Source organism: Flavobacterium sp. 9R (assembly GCF_902506345.1).
Lineage (GTDB): Bacteria > Bacteroidota > Bacteroidia > Flavobacteriales > Flavobacteriaceae > Flavobacterium.
In genome coordinates this window covers 784348-809530 of the sequence record NZ_LR733413.1, presented here as the reverse complement: position 1 = coordinate 809530, position 25183 = coordinate 784348, and the positions used below count along the sequence as shown (strand labels likewise).

17 protein-coding genes are annotated in these 25183 nt (G+C 34.7%); 9 read left to right on the top strand and 8 right to left on the bottom strand.

The features are described 5' to 3' along the window. The first annotated feature begins 180 nt into the window (after positions 1–180). From FLAVO9AF_RS03585 to FLAVO9AF_RS03565, 5 genes are all read left to right on the top strand, one after another. The gene (locus tag FLAVO9AF_RS03585) at positions 181–2730 is read left to right on the top strand and encodes an ATP-dependent Clp protease ATP-binding subunit (protein ID WP_159684405.1); all 2550 of its coding nucleotides are present in this window, start codon (positions 181–183) and stop codon (positions 2728–2730) included. Positions 2731–2858: 128 nt separating this feature from the next. Then, the gene (rimK, locus tag FLAVO9AF_RS03580) at positions 2859–4238 is read left to right on the top strand and encodes a 30S ribosomal protein S6--L-glutamate ligase (RefSeq protein WP_159684402.1); all 1380 of its coding nucleotides are present in this window, start codon (positions 2859–2861) and stop codon (positions 4236–4238) included. Positions 4239–4588: 350 nt separating this feature from the next. Further along, positions 4589–6823, top strand: coding sequence for a formate C-acetyltransferase (pflB, locus tag FLAVO9AF_RS03575; RefSeq protein ID WP_159684399.1), 2235 nt, complete (start codon positions 4589–4591; stop codon positions 6821–6823). A 93-nt stretch (positions 6824–6916) separates the two neighbouring features. After that, on the top strand, positions 6917–7699 hold the full coding sequence (pflA, locus tag FLAVO9AF_RS03570; RefSeq protein ID WP_159684396.1) for a pyruvate formate-lyase-activating protein: 783 nt from the start codon (positions 6917–6919) through the stop codon (positions 7697–7699). 29 nt (positions 7700–7728) lie between these two features. Beyond that, positions 7729–8886, top strand: a complete 1158-nt coding sequence (locus tag FLAVO9AF_RS03565; protein WP_159684393.1) for an OFA family MFS transporter — start codon at positions 7729–7731, stop codon at positions 8884–8886. Between the two features lie 69 nt (positions 8887–8955). Here the strand turns inward: FLAVO9AF_RS03565 and FLAVO9AF_RS03560 are convergent, their stop codons facing one another. The 8 genes from FLAVO9AF_RS03560 to FLAVO9AF_RS03525 form a co-directional block, all read right to left on the bottom strand. Then, positions 8956–12420, bottom strand: a complete 3465-nt coding sequence (locus FLAVO9AF_RS03560) for a starch-binding protein (protein WP_159684390.1) — start codon at positions 12418–12420, stop codon at positions 8956–8958. A 289-nt stretch (positions 12421–12709) separates the two neighbouring features. Continuing rightward, the gene (locus tag FLAVO9AF_RS03555; RefSeq protein ID WP_159684387.1) at positions 12710–13177 is read right to left on the bottom strand and encodes a CYTH domain-containing protein; all 468 of its coding nucleotides are present in this window, start codon (positions 13175–13177) and stop codon (positions 12710–12712) included. A gap of 14 nt (positions 13178–13191) precedes the next feature. Then, a complete protein-coding gene (locus tag FLAVO9AF_RS03550; protein WP_159684384.1) occupies positions 13192–14238 on the bottom strand; it encodes an o-succinylbenzoate synthase in 1047 nt (348 codons plus the stop codon). A gap of 161 nt (positions 14239–14399) precedes the next feature. After that, the gene (locus tag FLAVO9AF_RS03545; RefSeq protein ID WP_159684380.1) at positions 14400–15599 is read right to left on the bottom strand and encodes a tetratricopeptide repeat protein; all 1200 of its coding nucleotides are present in this window, start codon (positions 15597–15599) and stop codon (positions 14400–14402) included. A gap of 141 nt (positions 15600–15740) precedes the next feature. Beyond that, positions 15741–16418: a metal-dependent hydrolase gene (locus FLAVO9AF_RS03540; protein ID WP_159684376.1), complete on the bottom strand. Its 678-nt coding sequence runs from the start codon at positions 16416–16418 to the stop codon at positions 15741–15743. A 31-nt stretch (positions 16419–16449) separates the two neighbouring features. Then, positions 16450–17412: a 1,4-dihydroxy-2-naphthoate octaprenyltransferase gene (menA, locus tag FLAVO9AF_RS03535; RefSeq protein WP_159684373.1), complete on the bottom strand. Its 963-nt coding sequence runs from the start codon at positions 17410–17412 to the stop codon at positions 16450–16452. Positions 17413–17575: 163 nt separating this feature from the next. Beyond that, complete coding sequence (locus FLAVO9AF_RS03530) at positions 17576–18406, bottom strand: 1,4-dihydroxy-2-naphthoyl-CoA synthase (protein ID WP_024982521.1); 831 nt, start codon at positions 18404–18406, stop codon at positions 17576–17578. 727 nt (positions 18407–19133) lie between these two features. Then, positions 19134–19988, bottom strand: a complete 855-nt coding sequence (locus FLAVO9AF_RS03525; protein WP_159684370.1) for a S1 RNA-binding domain-containing protein — start codon at positions 19986–19988, stop codon at positions 19134–19136. 175 nt (positions 19989–20163) lie between these two features. On the opposite strand from FLAVO9AF_RS03525, the gene FLAVO9AF_RS03520 reads away from it, so the two are divergent. The 4 genes from FLAVO9AF_RS03520 (at position 20164) to FLAVO9AF_RS03505 (ending at position 24910) form a co-directional block, all read left to right on the top strand. Continuing rightward, entirely contained in the window at positions 20164–21516 is a 1353-nt protein-coding gene (locus FLAVO9AF_RS03520) for a M28 family metallopeptidase (protein WP_159684366.1), read from the top strand. Positions 21517–22348: 832 nt separating this feature from the next. After that, complete coding sequence (locus FLAVO9AF_RS03515; RefSeq protein WP_159684364.1) at positions 22349–23017, top strand: suppressor of fused domain protein; 669 nt, start codon at positions 22349–22351, stop codon at positions 23015–23017. 178 nt (positions 23018–23195) lie between these two features. Continuing rightward, a complete protein-coding gene (locus FLAVO9AF_RS03510) occupies positions 23196–23738 on the top strand; it encodes a hypothetical protein (RefSeq protein ID WP_159684360.1) in 543 nt (180 codons plus the stop codon). A gap of 194 nt (positions 23739–23932) precedes the next feature. Beyond that, positions 23933–24910: a hypothetical protein gene (locus tag FLAVO9AF_RS03505; RefSeq protein WP_159684355.1), complete on the top strand. Its 978-nt coding sequence runs from the start codon at positions 23933–23935 to the stop codon at positions 24908–24910. Positions 24911–25183 lie beyond the last annotated feature (273 nt).

Here is a 25183-nt window from a genome sequence, read left to right as displayed (position 1 = left end):
ACAGTCTAATTTTTCTAATTTATTAACAATAAAAAAACCTGTAATAGTTAATAAATTCCGATAATTTTAACTTTGATTCTTCTATTTTTTTTGTCACTTAGCTGACAGCTGATATTAGTAGGAATGATTTTTGTTTATAAATACTAAATCATTAAATTTACATATATAAAAAGATACTACATGGATGACAATTTTTCCCCTAGAGTAAAAGATGTTATTACTTTCAGTAAAGAAGAAGCCTTACGTCTAGGCCATGACTTTATTGGAACAGAACATCTTATGTTAGGCATTTTGAGAGATGGAAATGGAAAGGCTATCCATATTTTAAACAATTTGGATGTAGACTTAGAACATTTACGAAGAAAGGTTGAGATTCTTAGCCCAGCTAGCCCGACCAGCCTTGAAGTTAACCTAGAAAAAAAGAACCTACATCTAACTCGACAAGCCGAAAGAGCTTTAAAAACAACATTTCTTGAAGCTAAAGTATTTCAAAGTACTTCAATAAGTACAGCACATTTGCTATTATGCATTTTGAGAAACGAAAACGACCCTACAACCAAGCTATTGAATAAACTAAAAATAGATTATGACATAGCCAAAGAACAATATTTGAATATGACTCCAAATGACCAAGAATATATGGACAACTTACCAAAAAACGAATCATATAATGATGATTCAGGACAAGATGACAGTCTTAAAGAAGGAACCTTCAACAATCCTGTAAATAAATCCAACAAAAAATCTAAAACACCAGTTTTAGATAATTTTGGTAGAGATTTAACAGAAATGGCCGAAGAAGGAAAATTAGACCCAGTCGTAGGTCGCGAAAAAGAGATTGAGCGTGTGTCTCAAATTCTAAGCCGACGCAAAAAAAACAACCCGCTTTTAATTGGTGAACCTGGAGTTGGAAAATCTGCCATTGCTGAAGGACTAGCTTTAAGAATAATTCAAAAGAAAGTTTCTAGAATCTTATTCAATAAGCGAGTAGTTACTCTTGATTTAGCCAGCCTTGTAGCAGGAACAAAATATAGAGGACAGTTCGAAGAACGTATGAAAGCCGTTATGAATGAGTTGGAAAAAAACGATGATATTATCTTGTTTATAGACGAAATTCATACGATTGTTGGTGCAGGTGGAGCAACAGGTTCATTGGACGCATCAAATATGTTCAAACCTGCCTTGGCAAGAGGTGAAATTCAATGTATAGGTGCAACTACATTAGATGAATATCGCCAATACATAGAAAAAGATGGCGCTTTAGAAAGACGTTTCCAAAAAGTAATTGTAGAGCCAACTTCGGTTGAGGAAACCATTACTATTTTAAATAATATCAAAGACAAATACGAATCCCATCACAATGTAACGTATTCTCCTGAAGCCATTGAAGCTTGTGTAAAACTAACTGACAGATATATGTCGGAACGCTTTTTACCAGACAAAGCTATTGATGCTTTAGACGAAGCTGGTTCAAGAGTTCATATCACCAATATTGATGTTCCAAAGCAAATTTTAGATTTGGAGCGTCAATTAGAAGACGTACGTGAGTTGAAGAATTTGGTTGTCAAAAAGCAAAAATATGAAGAAGCAGCTAAATTACGTGATGATGAAAAACGAATAGAAAAAGATTTAGCTATTGCACAAGAGCAATGGGAAGAAGATTCTAAAAACAACCGAATCAATGTTACAGAAGACAATGTTGCTGATGTTGTTTCTATGATGACTGGCATTCCTGTTAACCGAATTGCACAGACTGAAAGCAATAAATTAGCTAAATTACCAGAGCTTATTCAAAATAAAGTAATTGGACAAAATGAAGCAGTTTTGAAAATTGCTCGTTCAATCCAAAGAAATAGAGCCGGTTTAAAAGACCCAAACAAACCGATTGGTTCCTTTATTTTCTTAGGTCAAACTGGTGTAGGAAAAACACAATTAGCTAAAGTACTTGCAAAAGAATTGTTTGATTCTGAAGAAGCCTTGATAAGAATCGACATGAGTGAATATATGGAAAAATTCGCTATTTCAAGATTAGTTGGAGCGCCTCCGGGGTATGTTGGCTACGAAGAAGGTGGCCAATTGACAGAAAAAGTAAGAAGAAAACCCTATTGTGTAGTGCTTTTAGATGAAATTGAAAAAGCACATCCAGACGTATTCAATATGATGTTGCAAGTATTAGACGATGGGTTCTTGACAGACAGTTTAGGTCGCAAAATCGATTTTAAAAACACAATTATCATTATGACCTCAAATGTTGGCGCTAGACAGCTAAAAGATTTTGGTCAAGGTGTTGGATTTGGTACCGCAGCAAAAATTGCGCAAGCCGAGGATAATTCAAAAAGTATTATTGAAAATGCATTGAAAAAAACCTTTGCACCTGAGTTTTTAAACCGAATCGACGATGTTATTGTTTTCAATTCATTAGAAAAAGAAGACATCAACTTGATTATCGAAATTGAATTAAAAAAACTATACGCTCGAATCAAAGATTTAGGATACACCCTGAATCTTTCTGATAAAGCAAAAGCATTTATTGCAGACAAAGGTTTTGACAAACAATTTGGTGCCAGACCATTAAAAAGAGCTATCCAAAAGTATGTAGAAGATGCTCTAGCCGAAGAAATTATCACTTCAAAAATTAATGCTGGCGACGAAATCTTTATGGACATTGAAGAAGGTGCTACTGAGTTAACAGTGAATGTCAACAAAGCAGAAGAACCTACAAATCAATAGATTAAAACAAATTATTTATTTTAGCCCGTTATGTTTTTTTACTACATAACGGGCTAATTCTTTATATTAATTTAACTTTTTTAAAAAACAAAAAGTTACTTTTGATGTTTTATTAAACAAATTGCTGTATGCTACAAAACAAAGTCATCTTAGGAAGCGAAGAATGGTGCTCTTTCCCAGACCTAAATATTCCTACTATCAAAGCTAGAGTCGATTCTGGAGCTAAAACTTCGGCTTTGCACGCTATAAATATTGCCCCTTTTATCAAAAATGATAGCAATTGGGTAAAATTCGATATTAATCCCATCCAAAATAACAACAAAACTGTTATTCATTGTGAGGCGCCATTAGTAGACAAACGAATTGTAAAAAGTTCTAGTGGGTATAGAGAACAACGTTATGTTATTCAGACTTTACTAAAAATTGGAGATGATACTTGGAACATAGAAATGACATTGACCAACAGAGATTCAATGGGATTTCGAATGCTTTTAGGTCGTGAAGCGATGAGTGGACGTGTTTTGGTAGACCCTGAGCAAAAATACTTATTAGGACAGCCTACGGTAGACAATCTAAAAGAACTATACAAGAATGCAGAAAAAGCAAGTTCTGGTTTACGTATTGGCGTTTTGGCCAGCAACCCTGAATTGTACAGCAACAAACGAATTATGGAAGCTGGTGAAATGCGAGGACATGAAATGCATTTTTTGAACATTAAAGAATGCTATATGAAATTGGATGCTAAAACACCTGAAATTCATTATAGAGGTGGAAAAATACTCAATCAATTTGATGCTATTATTCCAAGAATACGTCCAAGTATTACATTTTATGGTTGTGCTTTGACCCGTCAATTTGAGGCCTTAAAAGTATTCTGTCTTAATTCATCAACGGCAATAACACAATCTAGAGATAAGCTCTTTTCTTTACAATTATTACTAAACAATGGCGTTGACATTCCAACCACTGGATTTGCAAATTCTCCATTAGATACCAACGATTTAATAAAAATGGTAGGTGGCCCTCCTTTAATTGTAAAATTATTAGAGGGAACACAAGGCAAGGGAGTCGTTTTGGCAGAAACTAAAAAAGCTGCAGAGAGTGTTATTAATGCATTCAAAAGTTTAAATGCTAATATTTTAGTTCAGGAATTCATTAAAGAGGCAAATGGAAAAGATATTCGTTGTTTTGTAATTGATGGGAAAGTCGTTGCTGCCATTCAACGTGAAGCAATGCCTGGTGAATTCAGAGCTAATATTCATCTTGGTGGAACAGCTTCAATAATCAAGGTCACTAGCGAAGAAAAAAGAATCGCTATTAAAGCGGCTAAAGCTATGGATTTAAAAGTAGCTGGTGTAGACATCATTCGCTCTTCTAAAGGGCCTTTATTGCTCGAAGTAAATTCGTCTCCAGGATTGGAAGGAATTGAAGGAGCAACCAACAAAGATATTGCTGGCGAAATGATTAAAGCCATCGAGAAAAACTTTAAAAGCAAAGTAGTTTTGTAAAAGAAACTAAAAAATAAAGGGTCTACTATAAATTTCTTATAAAAAATTTCAAGTAGACTCATTGTTTTAGGGCACCCTAGCTAAAATTTAATCAAAAAACAATGTTTTTTTTAAAGAATTACAAAATAACCATCGAATATTATGAGATAGATGTTTTGTAAAAATAAATAAAGCAAAAAAAAAGACTTGAATTTCTACCAATTCTGAGGTCTTTTTAATGAAAACAAAAACATTTGACACTTTTAATTTCGCCTTGTTTTTCAAGGCTTTTTTTTCGTAAATTTGAATGTATTCATTTAACTAAGTAGGTGATTACAAGTATTTTAAGAACATTGAAAAAAATTAATGAAATGGAAATTGTAACAAATACAGCAACGTTTAAAAAAGGAAATTGGACTACAACGATTGATGTTTATGATTTTGTAGTAAAAAACATAACTCCGTATGAAGGAACAGCAGATTTTTTAGTTGGACCTTCAAACAAAACCACAAAATTATGGGAGGCATGTAAACAACAATTATTAAAAGAAAGACAAAATAACGGTTGTTTAGCCATCGATACCGAGACCATCTCTAATATTACAGCTTTTGGTCCTGGATATATTGATAAAGAAAATGAAGTGATTGTTGGTCTTCAAACTGATGTTTTACTCAAAAGAGCGATGAAACCTTTTGGCGGAATTAAATTAGTAGAGTCAGCAGTTAAAGAAAAAGGACTACAAGTGTCAGAAAGAGTTTCAGATATCTTTAATTATGCAAAAGACCATAATCAAGCTGTTTTTGACGCTTATGATGCAGAAATCAAAATGTATCGCTCTAAACACGTTTTAACAGGATTACCTGATAATTATGCTAGAGGAAGAATTATTGGTGATTTTAGACGTTTACCTCTATATGGAGCTGATGCATTAATTGATGTAAAAAAAGCTGATTTTGCAAATGTTGCTGGAGAAATGAGCGAACACAAAGTGCGTTTACGTGAAGAAATCACGAGCCAAATCAAAGCATTACAAGATATGAAAACTATGGCATTATCTTATGGTGTCGATGTTTCTAAACCTGCTACTACTGCTTATGAAGCTGTTCAATTCACTTATTTAGCTTATTTAAGCGCCGTTAAAGAACAAGATGGTGCAGCAATGTCACTAGGCAACGTTTCGTCATTCTTGGACATTTATATTGAACAAGATTTAAAAAGTGGCTTAATTACTGAAGAAGAAGCTCAAGAATTTATTGATCAATTCGTTATGAAACTTCGAGTTGTTCGTCATTTACGTCCAGGTGCTTATGATGAAATATTTGGTGGCGATCCTACATGGGTAACTGAAGCTATTGGAGGACAATTCCACGATGGTAGAACAAAAGTTACTAAAACTTCATTCCGTTTCTTACAAACCCTTTATAATTTAGGTGCTTCACCAGAACCTAACTTAACTATTCTTTGGTCACAAAACCTTCCAAAAGGTTTCAAAGATTTCTGTGCTCAAGTATCTATCGATACTTCATCTTTACAGTATGAGAACGATGATTTGATGAAAGCTAACAGAGGTTCTGATGACTACGGAATTGCTTGTTGTGTTTCTTATCAAAAAATTGGTAAATCAATTCAACATTTTGGAGCACGTGCCAACCTACCTAAAGCTTTATTAATGGCTTTAAATGGTGGACGCGAAGAAGACAAAGGTGCTTTAGTCATCAATAAAATTCCAGAAATGAATGATGAAGTACTGGATTATGATAAAGTAATAACTGCTTTCAAAGCAACTCTAGCCGAAGTAGCTCGTGTATATGCTAAATCAATGTTTATCATTCATTATATGCATGACAAATACTATTATGAAAGAGCTCAAATGGCTTTAATTGATAGTGATCCTGCTATTGATATTGCTTACGGTGCTGCTGGTATTTCAATCATTGCCGACTCATTATCTGCAATAAAATATGCAAAAGTACAACCTATCAGAAATGAACAAGGATTAACTGTAGATTTCAACATTGAAGGTGACTTCCCTAAATTTGGTAATGATGATAACCGAGTAGATGATATCGCTATAGAAATCACAAGCTTATTCATTGAGGAATTAAGAAAACACAAAACATATAAAAATGCTACTCCTACACTTTCTTTACTAACAATCACATCTAACGTGATGTATGGTACAAATACTGGAGCTACTCCTGATGGAAGAAAAGGTGGTGAATCATTTGCTCCTGGAGCTAATCCAATGCACGGAAGAGATGTAAATGGAGCTATCGCTTCTTTAAACTCTGTAAGTAAACTGAAATACAATGATGCTCAAGATGGTATTTCTTATACCTTTTCAATGATTCCTAAGTCATTAGGATCTACAAAAGAAGATCAAATCTTGAACTTAAAAACTACTCTTGACGCTTACTTTGGAAGAGATGCACATCATTTGAATGTCAATGTTTTAAATAGAGAAACTTTGATGGATGCATATGAACACCCAGAAAATTATCCTCAATTAACAATTCGTGTTTCTGGATATGCTGTAAACTTCGTTCGTTTGTCTAAAGCACATCAATTGGAAGTAATTAGCAGAACTTTCCACGATAGAATGTAATTAAGCATTAAATTCAATGTGAATGATTAACTTTAAAACCTGTTTAGAACCTATACTCTAAACAGGTTTTTTTTAATAAATTTCTTTTTGCCTATGTATTTTCCTGAACAATCCCAACATGATGAAGCCTTAAATAATGCAGATATTGATTTGCTACGTATACATTCTTTAGAAACTTTTGGTACACATGATGGTCCTGGAATTCGAATGGTGATTTTTGTTCAAGGTTGCCAATTTAGATGTTTGTATTGTCAAAATCCAGATACATTAGATGTTTATGGAGGTTCTTTTATTCCTATTGATGATTTGGTTCAAAAAGCAATCAATCAAAAACTCTTTTTTGCAGAAACTGGAGGTGTAACCGTTTCTGGAGGAGAACCTTTACTTCAAAGAGCTAAATTGATTCCTTTTTTTGAAAAGCTCCATCTCAATGAGATCTCAACTTGTTTAGATTCCAATGGACGTGTTTTAGACGAACAAACAAAAGAATTACTAGATAAGACCGATATTCTATTGCTAGATGTTAAGCATATCAATAATGATTGGCATAAAAAACTCACTGGGTTAAAAAATAAAACTACATTAAAAGTTGCCAAATACCGTGAGCATACTGGAAAAGCAATGTGGTTACGCTATGTTTTGGTACCTGGCTGGACTGATCAAGAAGAATATTTGCATGAATGGGGACACTACTTTACTGATTTCAAAACAGTCGAAAGAGTAGAAATCATCCCGTTTCATCAAATGGGAAAACACAAATGGGATTTATTAAATTTCGAATATGCTTTTGCAGATGTAACATCACCAACAGAAGAAATTATCCAAAAAACAACCGCTATTTTTCAACAATACTTCGAAAATGTTGTGGTGAAATAAACTAAAATTTTTCAAAATAATTATATAAAATGTCAAAAAATAAATATTTAATGGTAGTTGCAGGAATGATTATGCAACTGTCAATAGGCTCTATCTATGCCTACAGTAAATGGATAGAACCTTTATCCAAAGAGTTGAATTGGGATGCGCACGACACTAAAACAGCTTTTAGTTTAGCTATTTGTTTCCTTGGACTTACGGCAGCATTTATGGGCAAGTTTGCTCAGAAAATTGGACCAACCAAAGCTGGTAGCATTGGAGCTATCTTTATCGTAATCGGTTTAATTGGAAGCAGTTTTGCTATAAAGTGGAGTTCTATTGAACTATTCTACCTAACTTTTGGTGTTCTACAAGGAATAGGCTTAGGATTTGGTTATGTTGTTCCAGTCTACACAGTTGTAAAATGGTTTCCAGACCGACCAGGTCTAGCCTCTGGTATAATTATTATGTCTTTTGCTTTGGGGTCTTTGTTGGCCTCTTTTATAATTAATCCATTGTACACTTCAGTTGGTTTATCGAATGCTTTTTTAATTTTAGGCATTGTATATGGAATCTGTATGTTATTAAGTGCTTTTTATTTAGCAAATCCACTAGCCGAAAATACTTCAAAAGAACATTCTACAATATTAACAGCAAGAGAAATCATTCAAGACAAGCGTTTTATTGCACTATGGTTATTACTATTTTTAAATGTTTGTGGTGGTATTGCAATTATTTCAAAAGCAGCAATATTAGGTGAAGAAGTAGTAGGAATGACTGCTACTCAAGCTACTTTATTTGTAGCCATCATAGGACTATTCAATGGTTTAGGACGTCTGTTTTGGTCCAGTATCTCGGACAAAATTGGTTGTTGGTCAACCTTTATGGTTTTTTTGACTGTAAATATGATTTGTTTTGCTTTGATTCCTATTGTAGCTACTAATAGTACCTCCTTTCAAGTAGTCACTTATATCATTATTGCTGGTTATGGTGCAGGTTTTTCTACTATGCCATCGTTTGTAAAATCAATCTATGGTGCAGATAATTATGGACAAGTTTTTGGATACATTTTAACCGCTTGGTCAGCTGCAGCTTTTGTTGGCCCAATACTCTTGGGATTGACTCATGAAATCACGATTTTTTATTTATTCTCGCTTCTAATCGGAATAGCTTTATTGGTTGGATTCTGGCTAAAAAAAATGCTTTAAAGAATTAAAAAAACAAAAGAGCTCAAAGTCAAAAGACGATGAGCTCTTTGCATAAAAAAATAAGGCAAACTATTTTTTTACAATCTTGTGAAATACCTCTTCACCATTTTCTAGTTGCAATTTCACAAAATACATTCCAGCACTTAAACTAGTCATATCTATCGTGCTATCTTTCAAATTCCCCTCTAAAACCACAGCCCCTTGCGAAGAAATCACGCTATATCTTAAGACACTTGAAGCAGAAGATACTTGCAATGATTCTTGAACTGGATTAGGGTAAACGATAATTTCATTGGTTATAGAAGGCTTCTTTGCATCTTGAACTTTTAATGTTGAACCCCAAATATAACTAAATCCATTAGTCTTGTTCAACAAATCAGGCGTTTGATTTGCTGTTCCACTTGAGCCATTATTAAAAATAATATTTACTGACGTAGGTCCTACAATGGTATATTTATAGAAACCATTGGTATCCAAAGTCATATTTACACCAGGCCAAGTAGTATTTGTTGCACTTCCAGCAGGAACAGCATTCCAATAATGAATTTTTGGTGTTGTTGTCCAATTTGTTGGAGGTTTAAAATAAACTGTCATCGTTGTTTGAACAGGACAACGATTCGCTGGCTCTCCAGCCAACCAAGCACCATCATAATATCTAATTCCTGCTGTAGCAGTTAAATCACCAGTTTTGAGCGTTCCATCATTGAACAATAAATTAGAAGCACTAACTGTTGATGGGAAAGTATAACTGTACCAATCTCCACAATCTTTGGTCATAGCAACTCCAGGCCAAGCAACTGTTGGTGCTGTTCCTGTTGTACCCCAATAGTATACTCTTACAGCAGCATTCCAATTTGCAGGCTTTTTGAAATATACAGTAAACGTTGTTGGAGTAACAAAAGTATAGGTCTCTGTTTTGATAGCAGAACTAACTCCAGTTGTATTAACCGCGAACGCTCTTAAAGTAGTATTACTTGAAATAACAAGACTCTTTGCTCCAACAGCTGATGCAGATGCTGTAGTTGGTATAGTTCCATCTAAAGTATAATACACTGTAGATGTTGTCTCATTGGCTTTTATTTCTACATTTATTGAAGTACCAGTAGCAAAAGTTCCTCCTACTGGCGTAAAAGTAACATCAGGAGCAATACTTGGACAACGATTTGCTGGCTCAGTTGCTAACCAAACACCATCATAATATCTGATTCCTGCAGTTGCAGTTAAATCAGCTGTTTTTAGGGTTCCATCATTAAACAATAAATTTGAAGCACTAACTGTTGATGGGAAAGTATAACTGTACCAATCTCCACAATCTTTGGTCATAGAAACTCCAGGCCAAGCAACTGTTGGTGCTGTTCCTGTTGTACCCCAATAGTATACTTTTACTGCGGCATTCCAATTTGCTGGTTTTTTGAAGTATACCGTAAATGTAGTTGGAGTAACGAAAGTATAGGTCTCCGTTTTTATTGCTGAACTAACTCCAGTAGTATTAACCGCTATGGTTTTTAAAGTTGTATTAGTAGTAATTGTTAAAGATTTTGTCCCAATAGCTGATGGAGAAGCAGTAGTTGGTGTAGTTCCATCTAAAGTATAATACACTGTAGAAGTTGTTTCGTTCGCTTTCACTTCTACATTTACTGTACTGCCTGTTGTAAAAGTTCCTCCTACTGGCGAAATAGTAACCTCAGGTGCAATACTTGGACAACGGTTCGCAGGTTCTCCAGCTAACCAAGCACCATCATAATATCTTATCCCTGCTGTAGCAGTTAAATCGCCAGTTTTGAGTGTTCCGTCATTGAACAACAAATTAGATGCACTAACTGTTGATGGGAAAGTATAACTGTACCAATCTCCACAATCTTTGGTCATCGAAACTCCAGGCCAAGCTGCAACTGGTGCTGTTCCAGTTGTACTCCAATAGTATACTTTTACAGCAGCATTCCAATTTGCTGGTTTTTTAAAATATACTGTAAATGTTGGTAGCGTACCAAAAGTATAAATTTCTGTTCTGATTGTAGAGTTAACTCCCGCTGCATTTCTTACAAAAGCGTTAAGCGTTTTAGTAGTATTTATAGAAAGAGTAACCGAACCAACAGCTGATGGCGATGCAATAGTTGGTGTTGTACCATCGAGTGTGTAGTATATAGTAGAGGTTGGATTATTAGCTGTTAAAGTGGTGCTAACTGTAGTTCCAGTTGTAAAAAAACCACCTACTTGACTTACCGTTAGGCTTGGTACGTCCACAGCACCTAATTTATCCCAAATAGCAAAATTATTACCAGAAATCTTTAATGTCCAACCTGTTCCCGAAGGAGACCAATTATCAGAACCTAATTTCATAGCTACTTTATCGTCAATAATAGCAGCATAAAGATTATTGGTTGCAGCAACAATATTCAAAGTTGAAGTACTGCTTAACAAGTTATCTTTTCTCAATTTAATCATTTTGTCGATTTCGGTTCTGATTCCCCAATCGAAGTAATGAGGCCACCAAACCATTGGAGTTCCGGGATGCGTCAAAATATAAGCATAACCATTCAATAATTTAGAACCCGGAAAAATCCACAAATCCTGACCATAAGGTACTGGTCCTGTATCGTGGTTATCTAACATTGTTACGGCTTTATCTGGCCAAACACCAATTAATCCAGAAGCTTTTCCTGAACCATCTTTCAAATAACTTAAATTATTATCATTAAATGCGTTTTGCAATGCACTTTTAGTAGCAAAATCAAAAGCGGTAGAAGAAGCAGTATTAGTTCCAGCCTTAGTGTAATCTAACCATTTTACGATTCTATTTCTGTCACCTTCTAACAATTCACCAACTGAAAAATAAGGTGAAGTTGCATCATTATATTCTTTAATGTATTTACCATCAAATCCGTGAACAAAGTCATATCTCCAACCATCAAATCCAATTTCATTTTTCAACCAAAGCATCCAAGTTTTGATTCCGTTTCTCACTTCCACATTGGAGTGGTCCAAATCTCTTGCTGCAGTAAACAACCCAGTTGTCCCTGGAGACTTTAGTCCAGCTTGTGCAGGGTCATAATCTGGATTTCCAGTTCCTTTTTGACCAGAGGCACTAATATTAGAATTGCTACAAATAGACCAAGTCTGTACAGGAGTATTCCAAGAAGGGGTAGAAAAATCATACCATCCTAAAGTTCCTCCTCTGTGATTAACCACAATATCTGCAAGAACTTTTATATTCTTATTATGTAGTTCAGTAATCAAGGATACCAATTGTGCTTGTGTACCTTGAGCATTATTCAAATCGTACCAAACGGTTGGTATATAGCCCATCCCGCCTGTTGATTTACTTGGTGGAGGAAGCCAAATAGCATCAAAACCTGCGTTTTGCAAATTGGCTGCATTGTTTTTTACTACGTCATACCATTTGGTGGTCGACGCATCGGTTGTCCAATGAAATCCTTGTATCATTACTTCTCTTCCATTTGCGACGTTCTGCGCAAAAAGACTGGAAATAAAACAAGAAAACAGTACTAAAAGTAACGTAATTTTTGTTTTCATTTTGTAGGTTAAATTTTGGTTAATGAGTGTGAATTTTTTATGAAATTACTAATTATTGTTGATTTTTTTTACACTAATACTTTTAATAAAGTGATATTTTTATATAATACTCAACTTAAACGTTGTAGTTGCTTAAATTGTTAATAAATTTTCAAGTGCTTAAAAAACAATAAATTCGCGACTAACATTTTTACATTTTAGCACAAAAAAAGAAGAAGTACTCATTACAAAGCAAAAAAAAACTACCCCAAACAGAGGTAGCTTTTACATAGACATAATTAAAATAAAATCACCAACTTTTAAACGGATGCTCACTCAAATAGCCGTTGTAATAGCGGACATCATTGGTAACTTCTTCTCCTAACCATTCAGGTTTAAGAAACATTTCTGTTTCAGATGATAGTTCTATTTCCGCAATTATTAAGCCTTCATTTTCTCCATAAAAAACGTCCACTTCAATGACGTGATTTCCGGATTGTATTTCATAGCGCGTTTTATCAATGGTTCCTTTCTCGCACAAATGCATCAATTGCTGTGCTTCTTCAACAGGAATTTCTTTCTCCCATTCAAAACGCGACAAACCACTTTCATTACCTTTTCCTTTGATGGTCAAAAAACCTTTATCTCCTTTTATTCTGACGCGAACTGTTCGCTCTGGATTTTTGCTAATATATCCCTGAGCTATTCGATTATGAGCAAAAGCTTGAGATATAAAATCAGTGGAGGTTACTAGAAATTTTCTTTCGATTTCTATCATTTGGAATATTTTAGTTATGAAAAAATAGCTTTATCAAAATGCCAATCTGAATTTTTTCTGTACCAAAGCTGCCCCTTTTCGACTTCCAAAGGACAATCAAAATTATTGGTATACAAAGCTCCAGTTCCTAAACCCTGAGGCATTTTTGAATTTTGAAGATATGTCCATTGCGCAATCGCATTCAAACCAATATTACTCTCTAAAGCTGATGTTATCCACCAACCAATTTTATATTTATCAGCTAGATTAATCCATTCTTGAGTTCCTCTAAAACCACCCACAAAACTAGGTTTCAAAATAATGTATTGCGGTTGAATATCTTTTAGCAACTGCTCTTTATCAGCAAAGGAAAACACACCTATGAGTTCTTCGTCTAAAGCAATAGGAAATGGAGTGATTTTACATAACTCTGCCATAGTGTCAGCGTTATTCTTCGCTATCGGTTGTTCAATACTATGTAATTTAAAATCAGATAATTGATTTAACTTACATAAAGCTTCATTTGAATCAAAAGCGCCATTTGCATCCACTCGAATTTCAATTTGATTTTCAGAAAAATGAGTGCGAATATACCCCAATAAAGCCAGCTCTTTATCAAAATCAATGGCTCCGATTTTAAGTTTTATACAACTGAAACCTTGTGCAATTTTTTCTTCGATTTGGGCTTTCATAAACGAAGGTTCCCCCATCCAAACGAGTCCGTTTATCACAATAGATTGAGAACCATTAGTAAAATTCGAAGGAAAAAGTAAAAATGGATTTTCGCTTTTGAGCGACAAAAAAGCCATTTCGACCCCAAATTGAATGGAAGGAAATTCCATTAAAGCTTCCCACAAAGCAGTTTCACCTAAGTGAATATTGTCGCAAACCCAATGCAATTTCATTTCATAATCGGGACGGTCATCGGCACTTAAACCTCTAAGAATGCCGCACTCTCCTATTCCCCATTTTCCATCTTCTTCCAACACCAAAAACCACGTTTCCTTAGTGGTCATAACGCCGCGTGACGTTCCTGATGGACGTTTAAAATCAAGTAAGTATTTATGATAGGTTGCTTTCAAAATGGTATGTTTTAATAGTTTGTGGAATTATTCTTTACAATCTTGCTAGCTTCAATTTTGATGATGGAAAACAAACAAGACGCACTAGGCGAATTTTCACTTGTTTTAATTTAAAAATCCGTTTAATCCGTGTCATTCGCGTTCCAACAATAGGATATTTTTTAATTATACAAACTCAATACTCTCTCAAAATCATCAGATTTAATTCCTAGTTTTTGAAAGGTTTCGAAATCCACTTTGGTCTTTTCAACCCAACTCAAACTATCGGTGACATTTTGATTTTGGTATTTTTTGTAAATCGCTTTTGCTGACTTGTAGTTGTCGTTTAACAAATAAGCGTGGGCTAAATTCAACTTAATCAACAACTCGGCATCGTCTATGCGTTCGCCGTCTTGCAAAAATTTAATGGCTTTACCGTATTGTTTGGTCAACAAATAACTGGTTCCAATAGCATTATAATCTTGTACTTTGCCCTTGCCATCATTGATAATCATTTTTAGCTTGGTGATAGCTTCGCCGTGTTTCCCTTGTTTGGCTAATTGGCTCGCCTGCTTCCTTGCGTCTGCATAGGTTGTATTAGACACGCTAGATTCACCAAAACAGCTGTTGCCAAAATCTTTAAAAGCTTTGTTACGCTCTTCTTTTAATAGCTTTTGAAACTCGGTGTGGGTGTATTTGTTTTGGATTTTGTCTAAAACACAAACACAAAAGTCGTCCGAATTGGTCATTTTTTGTGCCATTGTGGAGGTTTTACATTGCTCGATAATGTTTTTTCGATTGCTTGCGCTCCAGCCGCGACTCAATTTATAATCGACCCAAGGCACAACCTCTAGCACTATTTTTTGCTTCATAATCCAATTCTTGCTTTCGAAGCCAAACCAAATGGCATTGGATTGCAAGCAAGTTGATTTGTCTGTCGATAATCGTTTGGCGTCTTTACTCAAAGGGGTTTCTTGTAAAAAACAAGCCTCTGTAGTACTCCCCGTTTTTTGATAGGTTGTAGCTGCAGCATTGGAAGAAAAAATAGCGTATTGGCATTTATCATCACCAGAGATTTTAGACAAGATAAACACCGCACCCGCAGAACCTTGACTAATTCCAGTAGGGTCTGGAATGGATTTTAGTACTGAAACCAAACTTCCCGCCATTTGTTGGTTTTCGTCTAGTAACGTAATGCGATACACGACTTCGGTAGTTCCGACAGGTAAGTCTTCTGTTTTGATGATGATTCGGTCTCTTGCGGAAACTATAATTTCTTTAGAAGTTGCTCTTTCTTTGTCCCAATAGCCCGTTTTTTGAGCTAGAAGTGATGGAGAACAACAAAATACTGTAAAAAGTAAAAGGAATGTTTTTTTAATCATAATTAAAATATAAAAACAAAGCGTGATGAATGCACTAGACCCTAGCCCTGATGGGAACGGCATCCTTTACTGCCGGGGTTCGGCAGTAAAGATATAGTGGACAGCAGGAAACAGCTCCTAACTCTTACTATATCAAATGAACTACAATTCTATCGATTCGCCAATGGATAAAAGCATTAGGTCTTTTCCTTTGTCGAAAAACTTCTTGATGGCTTGTTCGTGATTGATTTCTATAAAACCAAAAGTATCAAAATGACAGCCCAGTACTTTATCACATTCTACAAAATCCGAAGCAATAATAGCGTCTTCTATATCCATCGTGAAGCAATCGCCAATTGGGAAAATCGCCAAATCTAATTTGGTACGCATTGGGATTAATTTCATATCCATTGTTAGTGCTGTATCGCCAGAGATGTAGATATTTTTGTGTTCTCCTTCGATTACAAATCCACCAGGATTTCCTCCGTAAGTTCCGTCTGGGAAGGCGCTTGAGTGAACCGCAGCAACATATTTTACTTTTCCGAAATCGAAAGTCCAGCTTCCGCCGTGATTCATCGGATGGAATTTTAGTTCTTTGGCACCATAATAATTAGCAATTTCCCAATTAGAAACAATCACAGCATCCGTGCGTTTAGCAATAGCCTCGACATCTTGCACATGGTCAAAATGAGCATGGGTAATCAAAATGTAATCTGCTTTTAGTTCATTTATATTTATATGGCTAGCTTTTGGGTTTCCTGTGATAAATGGATCGACCAAGATATGTTTACCTGCCACTTCAATTCCGATACAAGCGTGTCCGTAGAATGTAATTTTCATAATTTAATAATTAAAGATTGAAAGAAGCCTTTTATCGGCCACCCATAAAAGTATTCACAATAACGTCTGAAAAGAAATAAATCATGCACAATGAAAAAAGAACTGACAAAAAGAAAGTACTTAAGGCTACTTTTTTCAGTTCAGGATCTAATTCTTTGGGATTGGTGTTCTTTTTAACCGTGTCCAAATGTTTTACCAAAGGGTAATAGGCTACTAAAAACAAGTATTGATCGATATTAAAATTATTGAGTAAAGCAAAGACAACAAAGACTACCATTGAAGTGATAATTAGGAAATAATGGTATTTTTTGGCCTTTTCGCCGCCCATTTGTACCACGATTGTATTCTTTCCAGATTTTCTATCCGAGGCTTCGTCTCGCATATTGTTTAAGTTAAGTACTGCAACACTCAATAATCCGATACCAATTGCAGGCAAAAACAAATCGAAATCCAATTGTTTAGAATACAAAAAGTTAACTCCTAGCGTACTTACCAAACCGAAGAATATAAATACAAAAACGTCTCCATATCCGCGATATCCATAAGCAGATGTCCCGACTGTATATTTGATTGCTGAGGCAATAGCCAAAACACCAAGTACTAAATAGAACAACGAATACACAAAATTGGTATCTCCAAAAGCAATATAAATTAATGTAATGGCTGATAAAAGTGTAAGTATAGAAGTGATGATTATGGCACGCTTCATCGCTGGCGCAGAAATCACTCCACTTTGAATGGCACGTTTAGGCCCTACTCTATCTTCGTTATCGGTGCCTTTTACGCCATCTCCATAATCGTTGGCAAAGTTTGACAATACTTGCAGCCCCAAAGTGGTAAGCAAAGCAAAGCCTAAAATAGACCAATTGAACACTTCGGTTGGTGTTAAAATAGCTTCTGTTGGATGCGCTAAGGCATACATACTCCCCACAATTATTCCCGATACGGATAATGGTAAAGTTCTTAATCGTGCGGCTTGAATCCAGTGTTTCATTTCTTATTTTTTGTTTTTAAAATGTTTAAAAGTTTAAGGTAGTTTACAAGGTTTAAAGTTGTTTAAAGGTTTAAAAAATAATGTAAAATGTTCTCTATTAAACAATTTTAAACAACCTTAAACTATTTCAAACAAATTTAAACCATTGAACAACTATAAACTTTTAAGGTAACCATTTCTTTTCGAAGTTAGGTTTGCGTTTTTCTAGGAATGCATTTCTACCTTCTTTGGCTTCTTCTGTCATATAGGCTAAACGAGTGGCTTCTCCGGCAAAGACTTGCTGTCCTACCATACCGTCATCGGTTAGATTCATAGCAAATTTTAGCATTTTGATAGCCATTGGTGATTTTGCCAATACCTCTTGTGCCCATTGATAAGCCGTTTCTTCTAATTCATCGTGTGGAATCACAGCATTGACCATACCCATTTCAAAAGCTTCTTGGGCAGAATAATTACGTCCTAAAAAGAATATTTCACGGGCTTTCTTCTGACCTACCATTTTGGCCAAGTACGCTGAACCATAACCGCCATCAAAACTCGTTACATCGGCATCTGTTTGTTTAAAAATAGCGTGTTCTTTACTAGCTAAAGTCATATCGCAAACCACGTGCAAACTGTGTCCGCCACCAACAGCCCATCCTGGTACTACTGCAATAACAACTTTTGGCATAAAACGGATTAGACGTTGTACTTCTAAAATGTTCAAACGATGTTGACCATCATCTCCCACATAGCCTTGATGTCCTCTTGCATTTTGGTCACCACCACTGCAGAATGAATACACTCCATCTTTGGTAGAAGGCCCTTCGGCAGACAACAAGACTACTCCAATAGAAGTATCTTCTTGTGCATCATAAAAGGCTTGGTATAATTCGGAAGTTGTTTTGGGTCTGAAAGCGTTGCGAACATTAGGTCTGTTAAATGCAATTCTAGCTACACCATTGCATTTTTTATAGGTAATATCTTCAAATTCTCTAGCGGTAATCCATTCCATTAGTTACAATTTTAAATTTTAGTGTAAAAATAAAGCATTTTTCTATTTTAAACTATTCTTATTGAATAAGCTTTGATAATCCTAATCTGACGAATCTTTTTGAAGTGTTAAAATTGGTTAGAAAATCAGATTTTTAACAAAGAGGAGTCAAAAAAATAAGTACTTTTAATTATTGCTAATCAGCGTTGTACTTCTTTTTTTTGAGCTTAGATTAGCGCGGATTTTTTCACTGAATTATTAACCTTAAAAAATGAAAGCTTTTGAAATTAGTTAAAAAAAATGTCGCTCAATTTTTTTCGGAAAGAATGATAAAATCTACTTCAAAAACAATTGGGCAAATGGATGATTCGTTTGCAAAGTATTTTAGAACATAATAGTAGCACCTACAGTCAACAATAAGTGTTTTCAATTTGGTTGCCTAAAAGAAATAAGGGAGTTTAACTGAAATTGAATCCTTACAATATATATAATAGACTAATGGTTTTATTGCAAGGTTAATTCTAGTATTCTGAACCAATCGAAAATTCCATTTAAAGACAAAACATTCAACAGGTATTTTACACTTAAGTTAATCTATTACAAGCAGTTCCTTTATATTAATAACTGTTGTTTTTCAGGTGATACAAAGACCTTATGAATGCATCCTTTTTGAAGACAATCTTGTCATCAAAAGAGAAAAGGCTAACCGTATATCGATTAGCCTTTTTTTTATTTTATGCCGTTAGAATTATTCTTGAATCAAATAAATTCCGTCTTCTTTAATCTCAATTACTTTATCTCTGTACAAAGCACCAATGGCTTTTTTGAATGTTTTTTTACTCATCTTCAAAACCGTTTTGATGTCTTCTGGATGAGAATTATCATTTAAACGTAAGAAACCGCGACTTGCTCTTAATTCATTCAAAATCTTTTCAGCATTGGGTTCAATATTTTGATACCCTTGAATTTGCAACGAAACATCAATCTTATTATCAGGACGAATATTTTTGATGTAGCCTCTCATTCTGTCCCCAGTTCGAATAGCATCATCGTATACTTCATCTTTGTAGAGTAATCCTTTATGTTTTTCGTTGATGATTACGTTAATCCCAATTTCGGTAATATGCGAAACGATTAAATCTACTTCTTCTCCTTTTTCAACTGTAAGCACATCATTACTCAAAAACTGATTGGTTTTACTAGAAGCGACCAAACGATTTGTTTTTTCATCCATATACAAATACACTAAATAACGCTTTCCTTTTTCCATAGGACGCGCTTGCTCTTTGAAAGGAACCAAAATATCTTTCTCCATTCCCCAATCCATAAAAGCACCTACTTGGTTGATGTAATTTACTCGCAATAAAGCAAATTCATTCAATAAAATATAAGGCTCTAAAGTGGTGGCAACTGGTCGTTGTTCGTGGTCTAAATACACAAAAACTATCAATTCCTCTCCAATTTCAAATTCGTTTGGAACATATTTGTTAGGCAAAAGAATATCGTGTATTCCTTCTGGGTCTTGCTCAGGGTTGCCTAAAAACAAACCTACTTTGGTATCTCTTAAAATGGTTAGGGTATTGTATTTTCCTATTTGAATCATTTTCTTCTATTTTCTATGGCGCAAAGGTACAAAGACTTTGCTTTATTCTAGAGCTAAGCGTTGAGATTCTTCGATGTATCTTGTGAAGCGCATCATTGTACAAGTGTTAATCTCTAAATCAAAATACCTAAAACTATTTTAATTGTTTAAATTTGAAAAAATCAAACTAACTCCAATGAAACCAACTTTACTTTTTCAACTCTTTTTACTACTCTTTGTAGTTCCAAATTTACACTCTCAAATCACAACTTCCGACCCAGAAATCTTGAAAATGGTGAATGAAGTCAAAACCGAAAACCTAGAAGCCATTGTAAAGAAATTAGTTTCTTTTGGTACGCGACATACTTTAAGTGACACTAAAAGTAACACACGCGGAATAGGTGCTGCTCAGCGCTGGGTAAAATCAGAATTTGACAAATATGCATTAGCTTCTAATGGACGATTGACTTCTAAAATCGACTATTTCACCATCAAAGCCGATGGCAAACGAATCGCTGTGGATAGTGAACTAGGCAACGTAATGGCAACCCTAAAAGGAACTGACCCAACCGATAATCGTGTATTAATAATTAGTGGGCACTTGGATTCTCGTGCTTCTGATGTAATGGATGCCAAATCAGATGCGCCAGGAGCCAATGATGATGGTTCTGGAGTAGCTTGTGTGATGGAATTAGCCAGAATCATGAGCCAAAGAGAATTTCCGTTTACCCTCATATTTGTTGCTGTTGTTGGAGAAGAACAAGGATTATATGGAGCAAAACATTTGGCCGATATAGCCAAAGAACAAAAATGGAACCTAATCGCAATGCTCAATAATGATATGATTGGCAATAGCTTATCAAGTGGTACCCAACTTCGCGACAACACTCAAGTTCGCGTATTTAGTGAAACGATTCCTTATACCGAAACGGAGGCCGAAGCGAAAATGAGAAAAGCTACTAACCGAGACAACGATAGTCCTTCCCGACAATTGGCACGTTATATCAAAACAGTGACCCAACAATATGTGTCTCAATTAGACATTCAATTGGTGTATAGAAATGACCGCTTTTTAAGAGGTGGTGACCACACTCCCTTTAGCCAAAATGGATTTACTGCCATACGTTTTTGTGAAATGAATGAGAACTATGACCATCAACATCAAAACGTACGCAAAGAAAACAACATTCAATATGGTGATTTACCCGAGTTTATGGACTTTGAATATATGCGCAAAGTAACCTGCTCTAATTTGGCTACTTTCAGCAATTTAGCTTGGTCACCAAAAGCACCAGAAAACGTCGGAATTGAAGTTAAAGAACTAACCAATTCGTCTGTATTAGTTTGGCAAGCTCCACAAGGAAAACCTGTTTTTGGATACACCATTTTAATAAGAGAAACGAGTGCTTCACATTGGCAAAAAGCAATTTTCACAAAAGAAAACAAAATAGAAATCCCCTATTCAAAGGACAATTATTTCTTTGCCGTACAGTCAGTAGATGCTTTAGGCCATGCTAGTTTGCCCGTATTTCCAATTCCGATTCGTTAAAATACGCATCGCATAGCTCAAAATCAAAAAGTTTTGATATTTTTGAAAACAACAAAAAAAACAATCATGAGAAATTCAAAATACTTAAAAGTAGTAGTAATCATTTTAGTAGTACTGTTTCTTGTAGCTAGCGTTGTATAAGTTAGTAAACACTACCATTAAAAACAAAAAAAGCGCAATTAGCGCTTTTTTTTATGCCAATCAAAACCACAAGAAGCCAAAGTCTTTTTTGAAAGAAACAATTGAATCCTCTAAGCAATTACATCTCAAATAAAATACTCTATTTGACACTATATATTTTTAATGTTGAAGGAGCAGCACTTTTTTTGCGCACCACACGATTTGTCCCGCTGTCCGCTATATCTTGCTGTGCGAACCCCGCACAGCAAGGATGCCTCTCCCATCCTTTAGATTTGCTAAATAAATTTAAAGTACTTTTAATCAACAACCAAACTGACAAAGTGAACCTTCTCTTCGATCAAAGTTAGCTACTTATGCCCCGATTAGGACTTTGTCAGTTTTATTGAATAATCTTCAGAATAGTAATTAAGGATATAATNCACTATTAAAAAAGTTTTGAGAGTTAACGATTCCGAAATCTATATTTTGGATAATAAAAATCAAACTTGGAAAACAAGTATAAACAAAAAAGGCGTCACATAACAGCTACTACAACAGATTTGGGCATTGGCCTTAATTGGAAAATGGTTTTGTATTTGAATGTTTAGTGACAACCGAAAAATAAATCTTAATTTAGAACCCAAACCCGCTGTAGTACCAGAACGTTATGTGATACCAAACCAAAAAACGACTAAAATAAAATTTAAGATATATGAGTTTTTTCAAAAATTTATTCGGTGGAAGAAAGAAGGAAGTTGAATTGCCGACAAGAGAATTTACAGAAGAGGAATACAATAAAGATTACGAATTAAAAGAACAAGGATTAGAAAGTGTTTTAGGTAAAATGCACGGAATTGTTGGACACGCAATAATTCCTTTTTCAGTTGGAGGTGCAGTTGATATGTACTATTTCAAAAATCATATTAAGGGGACTGGATTTGCAACAATGGAATTACTAAATCCTGATGGATATGGACCAAAACCGAACAGAATTGGAACTTATGAATTAGTTGGTTTTACTAAATTGGATTATAATGAAAATGAAGAAAACCAAACTGAATTTAATACAATCGAAAGACGCTTTTGCGGAATATTTACAACTATTGCAAATTATGCTTCGCAAGCAATTTTAAATCCGAATGAAACAGTTGAAGTTCCAAATGGAACGGACGAGAATAATTGTCTGATATTAGATAATTATAGACCTGACAACAAAGAATTTAAAATCGGGGATAGAAGTCATCACTTATTGTTATGCTTAGAAGTTTTTAGAAGCGAAATGGAATTTGCTAGAAAAAATGGAAGTGACAAATTAATCAATTTGCTAAAAGAAAAAGGATTTTATCCATATAGCGATTTAGATAGAAAACCCGTTGTCTAAATTGGCATCACATAACAGCTACTACAACGGATTTGGGCAATTGGCTTAATGGGAAGTTGATTTTGTATTTGGCAGTTTAGTGCTAACCGAAAAATAAATCTTAATTTAGAACCCAAACCCGCTGTAGTACCAGAACGTTACCTGCAAGCGAAAATCACGTTTATCTTTAAAGAGAACTATGGAAATCGGAAAACAATTTAATTGCCTAAGTTTTGAAGAATATTTCTTCTACATTGAAAATCATAAAAATTATTCTGACTTTAATACTTTAGGTCTTTATCGTTCTATTACAGAGAATGAAAAAATAACCATTGAGGAAAAAATTAAGATTCGAGAATTAGCCAACAGCATTTTTCAAAAGACATTTGATTTTCTCCAAATAAAAGATCCTTGGACTTATGTGAAAGTATTAACTTTAGGATTGGAGCTCACAGAAGGTGATAAAGCAGGTTTGTGGAAAAAAATATTTATAGCCCAAGAAAAAATATTAAAAGATAAACGAATAAAACACCGGAATTTCGGTGAATATTCAAAACATAACTGTGGTTATGAAAATTGCCCAATGAATGGAATAATGATAAAACAAGGCTCCCAATTTGCAGAATATGAAATGTGTGTTGGAAATGTAAATAAGTATATTCAGAAACAGAAATCAGAAAGGCGAAAATCTGACCGAAAAAGCGAAAATCAAATCATTGAAAAAGAACTTGACTTAGAATAAAGGTCGCCTGCAGGTAACACACGCTACAAGCAATTTGGGTATTAGGCTTAATTTAAATATGGTTTTGTATTTGGATGATTTGGCAAATCCGAATAATGGGCTTAATTTAGTCCCAAACTGCGTGTAGCGCGGGGACGTTATAGGTTATTTTATGAACAGACAGTAACAAGAACCACCACTACAAAACATATAAAATGCGATACATAATCACAGTTACCTTACTTACATTTGCTTGCAACATTTTGGTCGCCCAAAATTCACAGTTAGAAATCTTCGAGAAAGATAGTTTAATCGTAATTGAAAAAAAACCATCGAAAAATTTTTTTAATAATTACATCCTGTTCATTCCCAAAGGCACAAAACGAAATAGCAAAACATTTCTGCTCGTTGAGCCAAACAACACTGGAAAACCATCGGACAGTATCGAAGTACACAAAAAACATGCTATTGATTTAGCAGCTGTTAGTTCAGTTGGTAACAATATTTCTACCCAATTACGCATACCTTTTCTAGTTCCTATTTTTCCAAGACCCGCATCAAAACCTTTGACCTACACACACGCTTTGGACAGAGATGTAATGGTAGAAAAATCAAACGAGTTAAAACGACTTGACTTGCAGTTATTAGAAATGATAAGAGATGCCAAAAACATTTTAAAAGCATTGACTATTGAGGTTGAAGACAAAATATTTATGAGTGGTTTTTCTGCTTCTGCCACTTTTACAAATCGTTTTTCATTTTTACATCCAGACAAAATTCAAGCATTGGCTATTGGTGGTTTTAACGGAGAGCTTATGTTTCCTCAAAATGAAATTAACAGTCTAAAAATCAACTATCCAATTGGAATAAATTATTTTGAAAAACTATTCAACCAAAAATTTAACTTTGAGACTTACAAATCCATTCCTCAATTAATTTATATGGGTCAATTAGACGAGAACGATGCTGTTCAATATGATGATGCTTATAATAAAAAGGAGAGGAAAATAATCAATGATAATATTGGCGCGACAGTTCAAAAAAGGTATTTAGAATGTCAAAAAGTTTATTTGAAAGCTAATATCAATGCGACCTTCAAAACATATGAAAATGTTGGACATTGGACAACATCTAATATGAATTTAGAGGTTATAAAATTCTTCTTAGCACAAATGAAACAGAGTAAAAAATAAAAAAAACCTATAACAACAGTTTGCAGAAATGTCGGGTTTTAGGCTTAATGTAAAGTTGGTTTTGTAATTGCAAAGGAAGTGTTAAACCGAAAGTTTAGGCTTCCTTAATCCGCCACTTCTGCAAGCTGCGAAACGTTGGCGGTCAGTTGAAACCGAACTTATCCAGAAAAACACTTTGTAAAGTTTGATTTTCGTTACGCAGGAAAACTAGGAAATGACAGCCTGAAAAACAAAAACGTAAAAGTTTGAGTTTGCCGACTACAATTTGAAAAG